The following is a 14,841-nucleotide window of genomic DNA, read 5'->3' as shown; positions in this document are numbered from 1 at the left end:
CCATGCTCGACAAGCGCGGCACGGCCTCCCCGCAGCGCGTCCCCGGCCTGGGCGCGGGGGGCCGGCGCAGTCCGCGGAACCTGCACCCGCTGGCCTGGTGGACTTGGGCGCTGGCCCTGGCGACGGCGGCCAGCCGCACCACCAACCCGCTGCTGCTCCTGCTCGTCCTCGCCGTGCTCGGCTACGTGGTCACCGCCCGCCGCAGCGAAGCCCCGTGGGCGCGCGGGTTCACCTACTACCTGTGGGTCGCCCTCACCGTGGTGGCGATCCGGGTGCTGTTCCGCTGCGTCTTCGCCACCGGCATCACCCCGCACGACCACCTGCTCTTCTCCCTGCCGCACATCCCCACCCCGGCCTGGTACGCAGGCATTCAGATAGGCGGCCCGGTCTCGCTGGAGGCCACGCTCTCCGCGGCCTTTGACGGGCTGCGGCTGGCGTGCCTGATCTGCTGCATCGGCGCGGCGAACACCCTTGCCAACCCCAAGCGTGCCTTGCGCGTGCTGCCCGGCGCGCTGTACGAGCTCGGCGTCGCCGTCACGGTGTCGCTGAGCGTCGCGCCGCAGCTGGTGCAGAGCGTCCAACGCGTCGCCCGGGCACGGCGGTTGCGCGCCGGGCAGCGCAAGGGCATACGCGCGTTGCGCGGCATCGTCGTGCCGGTCCTGGAGGACGCGCTGGAACGCTCGCTCAGCCTGGCCGCCGCGATGGACTCGCGCGGCTACGGGCGCTCCGGCACCGCCTCCCGGCGTTCTCGCCGGCTCACCGGCGCGCTCATGCTGCTCGGCATGTGCGGCCTGTGCGCCGGGGTGTACGGGTTGCTGGACGGAACGGCCCCCGCCGCGCTCGGCCTGCCCGCCTTCCTCGCGGGTGCCGTTCTCTGCGTGGCGGGCCTCGTCCTCGGCGGGCGGCGGGTGCGGCGCACCACGTACCGGCCGGACCGCTGGCGGGCGGCCGAATGGGCGGTCGCCGGCTGCGGGGTGACCGCCGCCGTCCTACTGTTCGCCACCGTCGGCTACGACGCCACCGACCTCAACCCCTCCCTGTACCCGTTGACCTGGCCGGCGCTGCCGCTCGTCCCGGTGCTCGCCCTGCTGCTGGCGGGCGCCGCCGGGATCGTCTCCCCGCCGCCCGGCCGTACGCCCGAACGGGCCACCGACACCGCCACCGACGCCCGCCGGACCAGCATCAGCGTCAGCACCGACCGCACGACCTCCGAGGTGAGCACGTGATCCGATTCGACCGGGTCAGCGTGGTGTACGACGGCGAGACCACGCCCGTCCTGCGCGACATCGACCTGCACATCCCGGAGGGCGAGCTCTGCCTTGTGGTCGGCCGCACCGGCGTCGGCAAGTCCACCCTGCTCGGCGCCGTCAACGGCCTGGTGCCGCACTTCACCGGCGGCACCCTGCGCGGCCGGGTCACCGTGGACGGCCGCGACACCGCCCACCACCCGCCGCGCGAACTCGCCGACGTGGTCGGCGTGGTGGGCCAGGACCCGCTGGCCGGCTTCACCACCGACACGGCGGAGGAGGAACTGGCCTACGTCATGGAGCAGTTGGCGATCCCGCCGGAGGTCATGCGCAAGCGCGTCGAGGAGACCCTCGACCTGCTCGGCTTGGCCGACCTGCGCCACCGCGCCCTGTACGAGCTCTCCGGCGGCCAGCAGCAGCGCGTCGCCATCGGCTCGGTGCTCACCGCGCACCCCCGCGTCCTGGTCCTGGACGAGCCGACCTCCGCACTCGACCCGACCGCCGCCGAGGAGGTGCTCGCCGCGATCACCCGGCTCGTCCACGACCTCGGCGTCACCGTCCTGCTGGCCGAACACCGCCTGGAACGCGTCGTCCAGTACGCCGACCGGGTCGCCTACCTGCCCGGCGACGGCACCGTCGTGCACGGGCCGCCCGCCGAGGTCTTCCGGACCACCGCGATCGCACCGCCCGTCGTCGACCTCGGCCGCCTGGCCGGATGGGAGCCCCTGCCGCTGTCCGTCCGCGACGCCCGCCGAGCCGCCGCACCGCTGCGGGAACGGCTGGCCGCACGCCCGGCACCGGCGCCGCGTCGCGCACCGGCGGCCGGGGAGACCGTACTGTCCGCCGAGCGGGTCGTGGTGCGCTACGGGCCGGTGGCCGCCGTCCGTGAGGTCGGGCTGGAACTGCGGGCGGGCGAGGTCACCGCGCTGATGGGCCGCAACGGCTCCGGCAAGTCCTCGCTGCTGTGGGCCCTCCAGGGCTCCGGACCCCGCCAGGGCGGCAGCGTGAAGGTCACCGGCGTCGAGGGCGGCCCGGCCAAGGACCCCAAGCGCCTCCCCGCGGCTCAGGCCCGGCAACTGGTCGGGCTCGTCCCGCAGACCCCCACCGACCTCCTGTACCTGGAGACGGTCGCCCAGGAGCTCGCCCAGAGCGACCTGGAGGCCCGCCACGCCGCCGGGCCGACCGCACGGCAGATCCTCGACCGCCTCGCCCCCGGGATCCCCGACGACACCCACCCCCGGGACCTCTCCGAGGGGCAGAAGCTGGCGCTCGTCCTGGCGATCCAACTGGCCGCCGCACCAAGGGTCGTGCTGCTGGACGAACCCACCCGGGGGCTCGACTACCACGCAAAGGAAGCACTCACCGGCATCGTGGACGCCCTCGCCGCCGAAGGCCGTACGGTCGTCGTCTCCACCCACGACGTCGAGTTCGTCGCCTCCGCCGCCGACCGCGTGGTCGTGATGGCCGAGGGCGAGATCGTCGCCGACGGCCCCACCGCCGAGGTCATCGTCGCCTCGCCCACCTTCGCCCCGCAGACCGCCAAAATCCTCGCCCCATTGGACTACCTGACAACCCGGCAGGTGGCCGAGGTCCTCGCGGTGGCGGAGGCCGCCCGGTGACCGCCGTCCGCATCCCCGGCCGGGCCCGCGTCGTCGTCGCCCTGGCCGCCTTCATCGGCCTGGTCGCCTTCACCTGGCCGTTCGTCGTCGCCCCAGGGACGTTCGGCTCTTCCTACGCCCCGCCCCTGATCTTCGGCGCGCTGCTCGTCCTGGTCCTCGCCGTCGTCATCGCCGAGATCTCGGCCGGCGGCATCGACGCCAAGGCCCTCGCCATGCTCGGTGTCCTCTCGGCCGTCAACGCCGGACTCCGACCCCTCGGCGCCGGCACCGCCGGGGTGGAGACCGTCTTCTTCATCCTCGTCCTCGCCGGCCGCGTCTTCGGCCCAGGCTTCGGCTTCACCCTCGGGTGCACCTCGCTCTTCGCCTCCGCTCTGCTCACCGGCGGAGTCGGCCCCTGGATGCCCTACCAGATGTTCGGCTGCGCCTTCGTCGGCATGCTCGCCGGGCTGCTCCCGCCGGCCCGGCGCCGCTGGGAGGTGCCGATGCTGGCCGCCTACGGGGCATTCTCCGGCTACCTGTTCGGCTTCCTGCTCAACCTCTCCTTCTGGCCGTTCTCGACCGACCCGAACAGCTCGATCGCCTACCTCCCCGGCCTGCCCTTCACCGAGCAGTGGCACCGCTACCTGCTCTTCGACCTCGCCACCTCGCTCGGCTGGGACACCGGCCGCGCCGTCACCACCTTCACCGCCGTGCTCGTCGTCGGGCCAGCTGTGCTGACCGTCTTCCGCCGCGCGGCCCGGCGCGCCAACTTCGAGCCCTCGGTCCGTTTCGAGGCTGCGGACGGCTCCGACGCCCCACCCGCTCAGGAACACGCCGCATGGCCGGCCGGAGCGGCGCCCTCCTGATTCCGAAAGGTCCACCACCGTGCCCAAGGCCGACAAACCCAGGACGATGACGATGGACGGCGCGGAGATCGTCGTCCTGACACCGCAACAGCACGCGGGCCTGGAGTCCGCCCGCCGCCAGCTGGGCGGACAACAGGCCCAGGTTTCCCGGATGAAGCTGGACCTCCACCGGAGCCGAGAGTTGCTGAGCGAAGCCGAACGTGTGCTGTCGAGCATCCCCGCCGACCAGGTCGAGCGGGTGGAGAAACAGCTTGGCCCCGGGCGAGGCCTGCCCGAACTGCTCGCTGACATCCGCGAGGCGCTACCGCGTGCCACGGAGCCCTCCGCCCGGTCCTGACGTCGACGCCGTCTCAGTATCCGGACAACTTGAGTGATTCGCTGTTCAGCTCCCACCGTCCTGCCCCTAAGCTGGCCGTGCAGCTGGTTCGCCCTGTCCGCCAGGCAGGCGCGTCGTAAGAGGGAACCCGGTGGGAATCCGGGACTGCCCCGCAGCGGTGAGCGGGAACGACCGCCGTCATACGCACTGGACCCGGGTCGGGTCTGGGAAGCGACGGCCAGTAGGTGTCCGCCCTGGAACCAGGGTGGGTGTGCCCGCGAGTCCGAAGACCTGCCACTGCCCGTGCGCGACCGTTCGCGCGCGGCAATCCGGTGACCTCGAGGGCGGGTCGGCGACCACACCAGGCGGAGCCGCATATGCGTGCGGGCGGCCGCCCGGTTCGTCACCCCTTCGCGCCTTCGTCCCGTCCCGAGGATCAGGAATCAGGCTCGCGAAGGAGAGTCCCTTGACGACGAAGTCCGCAGCCACAACAACCGTGGCCACCGTGTACGGCTACCCCCGCCAGGGCCAGGGCCGGGAGCTCAAGAAGGCGATCGAGGGCTACTGGAAGGGCGCGGTCACCGCCGAGGCGCTGCTGGCCACCGCGGCCGACCTGCGCCGGGAGAACTGGGCGCAGCTCGCCGAGGCCGGGGTCCGGGAGGTGCCGACCGGCGACTTCTCCTTCTACGACCACGTGCTGGACGCCTCGGTGGCCGTCGGCGCGATCCCCGCCCGCCACCGGGCCGCGGTCGAGGCCGACCCGCTGGACGGCTACTTCGCCATGGCTCGCGGCACCCAGGAGTTGGCGCCGCTGGAGATGACCAAGTGGTTCGACACCAACTACCACTACCTGGTGCCGGAGTTGGGCCCCGACACGGCCTTCGCGGCGAACCCCGCCAAGGCGGTCGGCGAGCTCGCGGAGGCCCTCGCGCTCGGCCACACCGCCCGGCCGGTGCTGGTCGGACCGGTCACCTACCTGCTGCTCGCCAAGCCCGCGCCCGGCGTCGCCGAGGACTTCCAGCCGCTCACCCTGCTGGACCGGCTGCTGCCGGTCTACGCGGAGCTGCTCGCGGCCCTGAAGGCGGCCGGCGCCGAGTGGGTCCAGCTGGATGAGCCCGCCCTGGTCCAGGACCGCACCCCGGCCGAGCTGAACGCCGCCGCCCGCGCCTACCGCGACCTGGGCGCCCTCACCGACCGGCCGCAGCTGCTGGTCGCGAGCTACTTCGACCGGCTCGGCGCCGCCCTGCCGGTGCTCGCCAAGGCCCCGGTGGAGGGCCTGGCGCTGGACTTCACCGGACCGGCCGCGGCCAACCTCTCCGACCTCGCCGCCGTCGGCGGCCTGACCGGCAAGCGCCTGGTGGCCGGCGTGATCGACGGCCGCAACATCTGGATCAACGACCTGGAGAAGTCACTGTCGACCCTGGCGACCCTGCTCGGCCTCGCCGACCGGGTCGACGTCGCGCCGTCCTGCTCCCTGCTGCACGTGCCGGTCGACGCCGCCGCCGAGCGCGACATCGACCCGCAGATCGCCCGCTGGCTGGCCTTCGCCCGGCAGAAGGCCACCGAGGCGGCACTACTCGCCCGCGGCCTGCGCGAGGGCACCGGTGCGATCACCGCCGAACTCGCCGCCAACCGGGCCGACCTGGCCTCCCGGGCCGGCTCCCCGATCACCCGCGACCCGGCCGTGCGGGCCCGCGCCGCCGCCGTCACCGCGGACGACGCCCGCCGCGCCCAGCCCTACCCCGTACGGGCCGAGGCCCAGCGCGCCCGGCTCGGCCTGCCGCTGCTGCCGACCACCACCATCGGCTCCTTCCCGCAGACCACCGAACTGCGGGTGGCCCGCGCCGACCTGACGGCCGGCCGGATCGACGCGGCCGGCTACCGGGAGCGGATGGAGGCCGAGGTCCGCGAGGTCGTCGCCTACCAGGAGAAGGCCGGGCTGGACGTCCTGGTGCACGGTGAGCCCGAGCGCAACGACATGGTCCAGTACTTCGCCGAGCAGCTCACCGGCTACCTGGCCACCCGGCACGGCTGGGTCCAGTCCTACGGCACCCGCTACGTCCGCCCGCCGGTCCTCGCCGGGGACATCTCCCGCCCGCACCCGATGACCGTGGACTGGTTCCGCTACGCGCAGGGGCTGACCGGTCGGCCGGTCAAGGGCATGCTCACCGGCCCGGTCACCATGCTGGCCTGGTCGTTCGTCCGCGACGACCAGCCGCTCGCCGACACCGCCCGGCAGGTCGCCCTCGCCCTGCGCGACGAGGTCACCGACCTGGAGGCGGCCGGCGCGGCCGTCGTCCAGGTCGACGAGCCGGCGCTGCGCGAGACCCTGCCGCTGCGCGCCGCCGACCGCCCGGCCTACCTGGACTGGGCCACCGAGGCCTTCCGCCTGGCCACCTCCGGCGTCCGCGCCGACACCCAGATCCACACCCACATGTGCTACGCCGAGTTCGGCGCGATCATGAAGGCCATCGACGAGCTCGACGCGGACGTCATCTCGCTGGAGGCCACCCGCTCGCACATGGAGGTCGCCGGGGAGCTCGCCGAGGCCGGCTACCCGCGCGAGGTCGGCCCCGGCGTCTGGGACATCCACTCCCCGCGCGTCCCGGGCACCGACGAGGTCGTCTCGCTGCTGCGCGCCGGCCTCGCCGCGATCCCGGCCGAACGCCTCTGGGTCAACCCCGACTGCGGCCTGAAGACCCGCGGCTGGCCCGAGACCCGCGCCTCCCTGGACAGCCTGGTCGCCGCCGCCCGCCGCCTGCGCGAGGAACTCGCCGGCTGAGACGCCCGTGCGAGGCGGACAGAGCGTGCGCACGTGCCGCGTCCGCCACGGTGACCCGCGCCGCCGACGCCGAGTCCGTCGGCGGCGCGAGTCACCATCTCGACGGATGGGGTCATTGGTGAGTAGGAGGCCGGCACCGCGCCGTGTCCGTATCAACGGAGAGGTCCTGGTGGTTCTCCCGGAGCGGGAGTACGAGGCCCGGGTCGAGGACGGGGCGTGCCTGCATCTGCTGGTGTGGCGAGCCGGTCCGGGCTGGCGGATGGTCAGCAGTGCGGTGCTCGGCGGCGGGCTCGGGGACCGGGGGTGGGTGCTCAACGCCCAGGTGCGCCCCGGGTACGCGCGGATGGACCCGGCGGACCACCTCGCGGCCCTCGCCGCCGCGCAGGACCTCACCGGCACGGGCGTCGGCTTGATGACCGCGGCCGAGGTCGACGACTTCGCCTGGGCCGCGGACAGCGGTGTGAGCGCGGTGGTCACGACCGGGATCGGCGTGCCGGTCTGGGCGGCCGAACCCGACCGGTCCGACACGGCGGAGCCGTCCGGCGGCTACCGGCCCGACACGATCAACATCCTGGCCGCCGTTCCCGCCCGGGTCTCGGACGCCGGGCTGGTCAACCTGCTGGCGACCGCGGTCGAGGGCGATCTCCTCGCGCTCGGCGAACGACAGACACCGACCTGACAGCGGACTGAGCTGGATCGAAGGCATCCCGCCACGATCGCGGAACCATCGCGAACCGACCGGCCCGGACACGCCGCACGCCAGCGCGGCATCCTCGCTCGTGAGTCCTTCGGCGATCCTCAACCAGAACGCGCGCTCCACGTCCCGACGCACCGGCGGCCGGCCCGGCGACCGCATCGCCGGACGTCCCGTCACCTTCGTCGTCCACCCCGCGGGCCGCCCCATCCGACACCTCCACAATCGAGGTGTTGCGACGACCAGTTGAATCCACCCACCCACCCGGCATCCGAGTGATGTATCAACTCGCCTCGCTGGTAGGGGAATCCGCCGCGGTCACGCTGCCACAGCGCCATGTCCAGCGCATCCAGGACAAGCCGGGTCTCCTTGGAGATCGCGGCCGACCAGCCGACGATGCGACGGGAGAAGGTGTCCACGACGAAGGCGACGTAGACGACTCCGGCCCAGGTGGCGATGTGTGTGAAGTCGGCGACCCGGCAGCGGTTCGGCGCGGTGGCGACGAACTGCCGGTCGACGAGATCCGGGGCGCGTTCGGCGCCCGGGTCCGCGATGGTAGTGATCACCTTCTTGCCGCGGACAGCACCGGTGATGCCGAGTTCGCGCATGAGGCGTTCGACGGTGCAGCGGGCCACCGCTCGGCCTTTCCGGCCAAGCTCCCGCCAGTTCTTCCGGGCCCCGTAGACACGGTAGTTGGCGTTGTAGACCTGCCGGGCGGACGCGTGGTTTTCCCGGCCTCCGCGACGCGGCCGCCCGGGCCCGGTGTCCCGGGGAACACCGGCCCGCGCGGATCAGTCGCATGACGTACAGGTGCGAGGAGCGTCACCGGTCGCCCGTCCCGGCTGATGGACCGTCCCGGGGAGGGGATCGCGGGACGGGTGATTCGCACGGCGTGCCAACCATTCGGGCCCGCGGCCGAGCCCCGGCCCGGACGGCGTCAGGCCGGGCCCGCGGCGGACCACCCCTGCGCGAGGCGCTCCTCGATCTCCTCCAGCAGCGGCCGGTAGGCCTCCTCGGCCCTGCGCATGAAGGCCTCGCACTCGGCGAACAGCCGCCGGGAGCGGGCCCCGCGCCCGGGCATCAGGTCGTAGCGGCGCAGCCGCACCGAACGGTGGTCCACCATGAAGCCGGCCTTGCAGCGCACGCCGTGGGCGTGCCGCACGACGTCCTCGGCGTGGCGCGGCAGGTCCTGGTAGGCGTCGTGGGCCACCTTCCAGCGGGCGGCGTCCTCCGGCGTGCCGTGCACCTCGACGCCGTGCAGCTGGACCACGTCGTACAGGGTGAACTCCGGCCCCTCGGGCACCCGGACCCAGGACATCACCCGCCACGGCCACGGGCTCAAGGTGTACTCACGTCGCCGCACGCGTACCACGCTCACGCGGTCCACCCGGATGGTGTGTGCGCCGGGCCGTGCGCCCGGTGCCGACGCCAGCCTAGGGTCGACGGCGCACTCGCGGGCCATGACCTGTCGTACGCCTGTGATACTGCTGGAGCGTCAGGGGTGGCTGGTGGTCGATCGGAGGGGAAGCCCATGGCGGAGCAGCGCGTTGTGATCGTGACCGGGGGCGGGACGGGCATCGGAGCGGCGACGGCGCGGCTGTTGCGGGAGCGCGGTGACGAGGTCGTCGTCTCCGGGCGCCGCGGCGAGCCGCTCGACCGCGTCGCCCGGGAGACGGGAGCGCTGGCGCACCCCGCCGACACGACCGACCCCGACGCCGTGCGCGGCCTCGTGGAGAGCGTCGTCGCCCGCTACGGGCGCCTCGACGGACTGGTCGTCAACGCCGGGGTCGGTCGCGGCGGCGTCGGCGACATCACCGACGAGGACTGGGACCTGGTGCTGCGCACCAACCTCACCGGCCCGTTCCTGACGATGCGGGCCGCCCTGCCGCACCTGCTGCGGGCCCGCGGCGCCGTCGTCGCCGTCGCCTCCGTCTCGGCGCTGCGCAACGGCACGGGCAACGCCGCCTACGCCGCCTACGCCGCGTCCAAGGCGGCCCTGCTGCAGCTGTGCAGCTCACTGGCGGTCGACTACGGCGCTCAGGGGCTGCGGGCCAACACGGTGTGCCCCAGCTGGGTGCGCACCGAGATGGCCGACCGCAGGATGACCAGGTTCGCCGAGGAGGCCCGGCTGGGCGAGGGCGAGGCCGGCCGGGACGCGGCTTACGCCGAGGCCACCCGGCTGCTGCCCGCGGGTCGTCCCGCCGATCCGCGCGAGGTCGCCGAGGCCATCGCCTGGCTGCTGTCGCCGGCCGCCTCCTTCGTCAACGGCGCGACCCTCACGGTCGACGGCGGCGCCACCGCCCTGGACCCGGGCACCGTGCCCTTCGGCCACCGGATAGCACCCCGCGGCCCCTCCGCCTGAGCGCCCGGGACGCCCGGGTCGACGTGCCGGAAGCCCCCGCTTCCCGCAGCCTGGAACGGACCCACCGTCGACCGGCCGACCACATCGCTCAGGGCCACCACACCGCTCAGGAGCGACCCGGCCGGGACAGGAGCGCACGATGAAGGCAGTCCTCTTCCGCCGGTTCGGGGGCCCGGAGGTCCTGGAGGTCGCCGACCTCCCCGATCCGCATCCGGGCCCCGGCCAGGTCCGGATCGCGGTGCACGCGGCCGGCGTCAACCCGCTCGACTGGAAGAAGCGCCGGGGCCTGATGGGCGGGGACCTCCCGCAGACCCTGGGCCTGGAGGCGGCCGGCACCGTCGACGAGCTCGGCGAGGGCGTCACGGACGTGGCCGTCGGCGACCGCGTCTACGGCCACTCCGCCGCCGGCGCGGGCCAGGCCGAGCTGGCGGTGCTGGCCTCCTACGCGCCGATCCCGCCCTCGCTCGGGTTCGCCGAAGCCGCCGGGCTGCCCACCGCCGTCGAGACGGCTACCCGCACGCTCGACCTGCTCGGCGTGGCCGGCGGCACCACCCTGCTCGTCAACGGCGCCTCCGGAGGCGTCGGCAGCGCCGCGGTCCAGCTCGCCGCGGCCCGCGGCGCACGCGTGATCGGCACGGCGAGCGCGGCCAACCACGAGTACCTGCGCTCCCTGGGCGCCGAACCCGTCACCTACGGCGAGGGCCTCGTCGACCGGGTCCGCTCGCTCGCGCCCGACGGCGTCCACGCCGCGCTGGACGCCGCCGGCAGCGGCGTCCTCCCCGAGCTCATCGACCTGGCCGGCGGCGCCGGACACGTCGTCACCATCGCCGACTACGCCGGGGCCCGGGAACACGGGGTCACCTTCAGCAGCGGCGGGGACGACCGCGCGCTCCACGCGCTCGACGCCGTCGCCGAACTGATCACCACCGGGCGCTTCTCCCTGCCCGTCGCCCGCACCTTCCCTCTCGCCGAGGCCGCCGAGGCACACCGGGTCAGCGAACAGGGCCACGTCCGCGGCAAGCTCGTCCTCCTGGTCGACTGACACCACCCGGCCCCGGCACCCCGGCCCCCGGCACCCCGGACCACGACCCCCGGCCCGATCGCCCCCGCAGCGCCGCGGCCGGGCCGGGAGCGCGCGGGCGTGCCACACTCACACCACCGGGCACGGCGGACGGGCCCCGCGGCGGGTGGCCCGGCCCCGCCGCGATGCGACGAGAGGCACGACGGCATGTCCTTCGAAGGCGCGATCCCCGACGTCTACGAGCGGTACCTCGTCCCGCTGCTCTTCCGCCCCTACGCCCGGGACCTGGCGCGGCGCCTGGCCGGGCTCCACCCCCGGGACGTGATCGAGACCGCCGCCGGCACCGGCGCGCTCACCCGCGAGCTGGCCGCCGTCCTGCCGCCGGACACCCGGATCACCGCGACCGACCTCAGCCGGCCGATGCTCGACCGCGCGCAGGCCCTGCCGCTTGACCGCCCCGTGCGCTGGACCGAGGCGGACGCCATGGCGCTGCCGTTCCCGGACGGCAGCTGCGACGCCGTGGTCTGCCAGTTCGGGGCCATGTTCTTCCCCGACCGCCCGCGCGCCTTCGGCGAGGCCCGGCGGGTGCTGCGCCCCGGCGGCGTCCTGCTGTTCAACGTGTGGGAGCCCGCTGCGGCGAACGGCTTCATCGCGGTGATCGAGGCGACGGCCGCCGGGCTCTTCCCCGCGGACCCGCCCGACTTCCTGAGCCGTGTCCCCTACGGCTACCACGACCCCGCCACGATCGCCCGCGACCTGGCGGACGCCGGCTTCACGACCACCCCGCGGATCGAGACCGTCGCCGAGCGCGGCCGCGCCGACTCGGCGCAGGACGTGGCGACGGCCCTGTGCCAGGGCACCCCGCTGCGCACCGAGATCGAGGCCCGGGGCGCGCACACCCTGGACGAGGTGACCCGGACGGTCACGGCGGCGATCGCCGACCGCTTCGGCCCCGGCCCGGTCGAGGGCCCGCTCAGCGCGCTCGTGGTGACCGTAACCCGCTGACGCGCCGTCAACGCGGGAGCGCAGTCGCGCCCGCCCCCATCGCCCCGAACTAGATAGAGCGTTCGTTCCAGTGCGTGCTACGTTTACCCCACTAGAGCGTTCGTTCCAGTCGAGTCCTGGGGCGGGCGACGCCCCGGCCTGCCCGCCTCCGGCGCGGGTCGGGGCCGAAACAGGGGAAGGGACCCGTGGACATCCAGCGCATCACCCGCGAACGGCATCGACTTCGCCTACGTGGAACAGGGCGAGGGCCCGCTGGCCCTGCTGCTGCACGGCTTTCCGCAGACCCCGGACATGTTCCGCCACCTGATGCCGGCCCTCGCCGCCGCCTGCTACCGGGCCGTCGCCCCGTACATGCGCGGCTTCGCGCCGAGCGCGGTCCCGGCGGACGGCAGCATGCGGATGGCCGACCCGATCGCCGACGCCAACGCCCGCACGAGGCCCTGGACGGCGACGGGAGCGCCGTCCTGACCGGGCACGACTGGGGCGGGTTCACCACCTGGGGAGCCTCGGTGCACGCGCCGGAGCGGTGGTCGAAGATCGTGGTCGCCGACGTCCCGCCGCCGCGGTTCTACGAGCGCAAGGCCGCCGACCCCGTGCAGATCCACAAGAACAGCCACTTCTACTTCTTCCAGATGGGCGTGGCCGACCAGCTCGTACCGGTCGACGACTTCGCCTGCCTGGACTGGCTCTGGCAGCACTGGAGCGGCTCCGCCGACTCCGGGCCCGACACTACCGAGTACCGCGAGGCCGGCAAGAACGCCCTGCGCGCACCCGAGAACCTGCGCTCGGGCCTCGGGCTCTACCGCCAGAACTTCCCGGCCGCGACCTTCGGCACCGACCGGTGGGAGATGGGCGTGCTGCTCGCCGAGTTCCCGGCCCGGCCGACCCTCTACCTCCACGGGAGCGAGGACCCGGTGATGGACGAGGAAGCCCTGGCGGACCTGCTCCGGCTGCTGCCGGCCGGTTCGGACGGCGCCCTGCTCCCGGGCGTGGGCCACTTCCCTTTCGCCGAGGCGCCGGAAGAAGTGACCGAGCGCGTCCTCGCCTTCCTCGGCTGAGGGCATTTCCGGTCCGACTGCCGGCCGCCGGAGCCGGAGGGCCACCTCCCGTAGGCGAATTCCAGGGGCGGCCCTCCGGTGTTTCCTCAGGGTCCGGGGAGCGTAGCGCGGGCCACTGACACCGGCCCGCCGGGCCGGCCGTCAGGGGCGTCCGGCGGGGGCGAGCGACCCGAACGTGGTCGGCCGGCGACCCGGCATCAGGTGGTGGCGAGCGCGGCCTCGGTGGCCCGGACGATCCGAGAACGCGAACGAGGCCCGGCACCCGAGTGGGTACCGGACCTCGTCCGACAGTGGAGCGCCAGGCCCGGGTCGCACGGACTCTTCCTACTGAAAGTAGGACGTGCTCTGGTAGCACCGCTGACGCCTGACGAGGAATCATCTCCCTCGCGACGAGAAGAATACTAGCAGGTCAGCGGGCCGCCCACGGACGTCGATCACGGCGGAGCCCCGCGCGGGGCCGACCGCCCGGCCCGGGTCACGCGGAGGGCAGGGCGTTCGCCATCTCCCGGAAGCGGGCGGACGGCCGCATCATGCCGTTGTCGCCGACGTTCAGGTTCTCCAGCCAGCCGTCCCGGTACCAGAAGATCGACGAGGTCAGCGGGGCCGGATCGTTGACCTGGAGCTGCTTCGACAGGTCGATCATGAAGCGGATCGCGTTCAGCGAAGAACCGGTGCGGATCGGCGCCGCGCAGAACGCGTTGTTCGTCGGCAGGGTGACCAGGGCGCCGTACGGCAGCTCAGCCCCGCCCAGGGCGTTCTCCAGGCGCAGGGCCTGGGCGGCGCCCGGCCACACCCCGGTCCCGTTGACGGCGTAGAGGACGTCGCCGTTCGTCGCGTTGAAGGACTGTCGGTTGAGCCGCTCGGTGGCCAGGTTGGCGAAGGCCTTCTCCCAGAGCTCGGCCCGGCTGATGCTCCACTGGTCGGCGGCGTGCTCGGCTATCGACAGGGCCTCGGTCTTCCCGCCCCGCTTGCCGCCGTCCACGCACAGGACGACCGACAGCTCGTCGTCGATCTGCCGGGCCAGGGGGTCGGGCCCCAGGGAACGGGTCGGGGCGAACAGGAGCCGCAGCCGGCCCCGGACCTCGAAGACGGAGATCCCGGCCAGCGCCTTGCACGGGCCGTGCTCGTCGCACAGCGGCTTCGGAAGGTTCTTGCGATTGCCGAACAGCGGCATGGGTGGTTCCCCTGGGGTCGGTACGGTGGTCGGACCAAGGTCACAGCATGCCACCGGAGTTCGCCGACGTCCCATGGATCGTCGGATTCTCACACTGCGTCCGGACGCCGAGTCGGCCGGCCGCACGGCAGCCCCGGGCGACGGCCGTCAGCCCAGCTGCTCGGCCAGTCCGACGACGATGCCCTCGGGGCCGCGGACGTAACAGAGCCGGTAGACGTCCTCGTACCGCACGATCTCGCCGACGAGTTCGGCACCCAGGGCCCGCAGCCGGGCGACGACGTCCTCGATGTCGTCGACGGCGAACATGACGCGACGAAGGCCGAGCGTGTTCGCCGGCGCGTCCCTCGGCTCGGGGGCGATGGCCTTCGGCCGGTGGAACCTCGCCAGCTCCACCCGCCCGGGGCCGTTCGGGACCCGCAGCATCGCGACGTCCTGCCGGACGTCGTCGAGCCCGATCACACGCTCCGCCCCCCGCCATTCGAGCGGCCCCTTGCCCTCCAGCTCCATGCCGAGCTCGACGAAGAACGCGACGACGGCCTCAAGGTCGTCGACGACGATGAGGACGTTGTCCATACGCTGGATCGCCATACCGGAGAACCTCCTTCGCGGCACGGCCACGGTAGCCGCATCCACCCCCGGAACGGAGCCGACCGGCCGCCCTCGACATCCGCAGGCTTCCCGGCACGGCCCGGCCGGGCGCACCGGCCGGGCGCGACCG

General features: G+C 73.8%; 15 protein-coding genes, 2 pseudogenes and 1 riboswitch. Of the genes and pseudogenes, 11 read left to right on the top strand and 6 right to left on the bottom strand.

All coding sequences use genetic code 11. From position 1 onward, the window contains the following. Positions 1–2: 2 nt before the first annotated feature. The 6 genes from ACZ3UD_RS20055 (at position 3) to ACZ3UD_RS20030 (ending at position 7,488) form a co-directional block, all read left to right on the top strand. Entirely contained in the window at positions 3–1,226 is a 1,224-nt protein-coding gene (locus ACZ3UD_RS20055) for a CbiQ family ECF transporter T component (protein WP_465589228.1), read from the top strand. Further along, entirely contained in the window at positions 1,223–2,866 is a 1,644-nt protein-coding gene (locus ACZ3UD_RS20050; RefSeq protein WP_465589029.1) for an ABC transporter ATP-binding protein, read from the top strand. The genes ACZ3UD_RS20055 and ACZ3UD_RS20050 overlap by 4 nt, the downstream gene beginning before the upstream one ends. Then, on the top strand, positions 2,863–3,711 hold the full coding sequence (locus tag ACZ3UD_RS20045; RefSeq protein ID WP_465589026.1) for an ECF transporter S component: 849 nt from the start codon (positions 2,863–2,865) through the stop codon (positions 3,709–3,711). Before ACZ3UD_RS20050 ends, ACZ3UD_RS20045 begins: the two co-directional genes overlap by 4 nt. 19 nt (positions 3,712–3,730) lie before the next feature. Beyond that, positions 3,731–4,048, top strand: a complete 318-nt coding sequence (locus tag ACZ3UD_RS20040) for a hypothetical protein (RefSeq protein WP_465589023.1) — start codon at positions 3,731–3,733, stop codon at positions 4,046–4,048. A 66-nt stretch (positions 4,049–4,114) separates the two neighbouring features. Continuing rightward, a riboswitch (cobalamin riboswitch) is annotated at positions 4,115–4,340 on the top strand. A 153-nt stretch (positions 4,341–4,493) separates the two neighbouring features. Next, a complete protein-coding gene (gene metE / locus ACZ3UD_RS20035; protein WP_465589021.1) occupies positions 4,494–6,809 on the top strand; it encodes a 5-methyltetrahydropteroyltriglutamate--homocysteine S-methyltransferase in 2,316 nt (771 codons plus the stop codon). Positions 6,810–6,915: 106 nt separating this feature from the next. Continuing rightward, complete coding sequence (locus tag ACZ3UD_RS20030; RefSeq protein ID WP_465589018.1) at positions 6,916–7,488, top strand: adenosylcobinamide amidohydrolase; 573 nt, start codon at positions 6,916–6,918, stop codon at positions 7,486–7,488. Here ACZ3UD_RS20030 and ACZ3UD_RS20025 read toward each other — a convergent pair. From ACZ3UD_RS20025 to ACZ3UD_RS20010, 4 genes and pseudogenes are all read right to left on the bottom strand, one after another. Beyond that, positions 7,432–7,713 (bottom strand): annotated as a pseudogene (locus ACZ3UD_RS20025) (IS30 family transposase); the annotation flags it as partial. The gene ACZ3UD_RS20030 and the pseudogene ACZ3UD_RS20025 overlap by 57 nt on opposite strands. Further along, on the bottom strand, positions 7,680–8,069 hold the full coding sequence (locus tag ACZ3UD_RS20020; protein ID WP_465589225.1) for a DDE-type integrase/transposase/recombinase: 390 nt from the start codon (positions 8,067–8,069) through the stop codon (positions 7,680–7,682). The gene ACZ3UD_RS20020 and the pseudogene ACZ3UD_RS20025, both read right to left, overlap by 34 nt. Before the next feature lie 12 nt (positions 8,070–8,081). After that, positions 8,082–8,207: pseudogene (locus ACZ3UD_RS20015) on the bottom strand (IS3 family transposase); the annotation flags it as partial. Between the two features lie 233 nt (positions 8,208–8,440). Further along, positions 8,441–8,866, bottom strand: coding sequence for a hypothetical protein (locus ACZ3UD_RS20010; RefSeq protein ID WP_465589015.1), 426 nt, complete (start codon positions 8,864–8,866; stop codon positions 8,441–8,443). A 168-nt stretch (positions 8,867–9,034) separates the two neighbouring features. Between ACZ3UD_RS20010 and ACZ3UD_RS20005 the strand changes: the two genes are divergently transcribed. The 5 genes from ACZ3UD_RS20005 (at position 9,035) to ACZ3UD_RS19985 (ending at position 12,949) form a co-directional block, all read left to right on the top strand. Continuing rightward, a complete protein-coding gene (locus ACZ3UD_RS20005) occupies positions 9,035–9,865 on the top strand; it encodes an SDR family NAD(P)-dependent oxidoreductase (protein WP_465589012.1) in 831 nt (276 codons plus the stop codon). A 139-nt stretch (positions 9,866–10,004) separates the two neighbouring features. Beyond that, positions 10,005–10,907, top strand: coding sequence for an NADP-dependent oxidoreductase (locus ACZ3UD_RS20000; protein ID WP_465589010.1), 903 nt, complete (start codon positions 10,005–10,007; stop codon positions 10,905–10,907). Between the two features lie 186 nt (positions 10,908–11,093). After that, entirely contained in the window at positions 11,094–11,891 is a 798-nt protein-coding gene (locus ACZ3UD_RS19995; protein WP_465589007.1) for a class I SAM-dependent methyltransferase, read from the top strand. A gap of 231 nt (positions 11,892–12,122) precedes the next feature. Further along, the gene (locus ACZ3UD_RS19990; RefSeq protein WP_465589252.1) at positions 12,123–12,359 is read left to right on the top strand and encodes an alpha/beta fold hydrolase; all 237 of its coding nucleotides are present in this window, start codon (positions 12,123–12,125) and stop codon (positions 12,357–12,359) included. After that, positions 12,332–12,949, top strand: coding sequence for an alpha/beta fold hydrolase (locus ACZ3UD_RS19985; protein ID WP_465589222.1), 618 nt, complete (start codon positions 12,332–12,334; stop codon positions 12,947–12,949). Before ACZ3UD_RS19990 ends, ACZ3UD_RS19985 begins: the two co-directional genes overlap by 28 nt. A 475-nt stretch (positions 12,950–13,424) precedes the next feature. Here the strand turns inward: ACZ3UD_RS19985 and ACZ3UD_RS19980 are convergent, their stop codons facing one another. Beyond that, a complete protein-coding gene (locus ACZ3UD_RS19980; protein WP_465589004.1) occupies positions 13,425–14,123 on the bottom strand; it encodes a hypothetical protein in 699 nt (232 codons plus the stop codon). 147 nt (positions 14,124–14,270) lie between these two features. Next, complete coding sequence (locus ACZ3UD_RS19975) at positions 14,271–14,711, bottom strand: VOC family protein (protein WP_465589001.1); 441 nt, start codon at positions 14,709–14,711, stop codon at positions 14,271–14,273. Between the last annotated feature and the right edge of the window lie 130 nt (positions 14,712–14,841).

It is taken from the genome of Kitasatospora sp. NPDC023118, from assembly GCF_055560875.1.
Note: the sequence above shows the minus strand (reverse complement) of the source record. Positions and strands in the feature narration are given on the sequence as shown.

Coding starts and splice junctions, on each gene's coding strand:
- ACZ3UD_RS20055 (WP_465589228.1), top strand. CDS start 3: ATGCTCGACAAGCGCGGCACGGCCTCCCCGCAGCGCGTCCCCGGCCTG.
- ACZ3UD_RS20030 (WP_465589018.1), top strand. CDS start 6,916: ATGGGGTCATTGGTGAGTAGGAGGCCGGCACCGCGCCGTGTCCGTATC.
- ACZ3UD_RS20005 (WP_465589012.1), top strand. CDS start 9,035: ATGGCGGAGCAGCGCGTTGTGATCGTGACCGGGGGCGGGACGGGCATC.
- ACZ3UD_RS20000 (WP_465589010.1), top strand. CDS start 10,005: ATGAAGGCAGTCCTCTTCCGCCGGTTCGGGGGCCCGGAGGTCCTGGAG.
- ACZ3UD_RS19995 (WP_465589007.1), top strand. CDS start 11,094: ATGTCCTTCGAAGGCGCGATCCCCGACGTCTACGAGCGGTACCTCGTC.
- ACZ3UD_RS19980 (WP_465589004.1), bottom strand. CDS start 14,123: ATGCCGCTGTTCGGCAATCGCAAGAACCTTCCGAAGCCGCTGTGCGAC.
- ACZ3UD_RS19975 (WP_465589001.1), bottom strand. CDS start 14,711: ATGGCGATCCAGCGTATGGACAACGTCCTCATCGTCGTCGACGACCTT.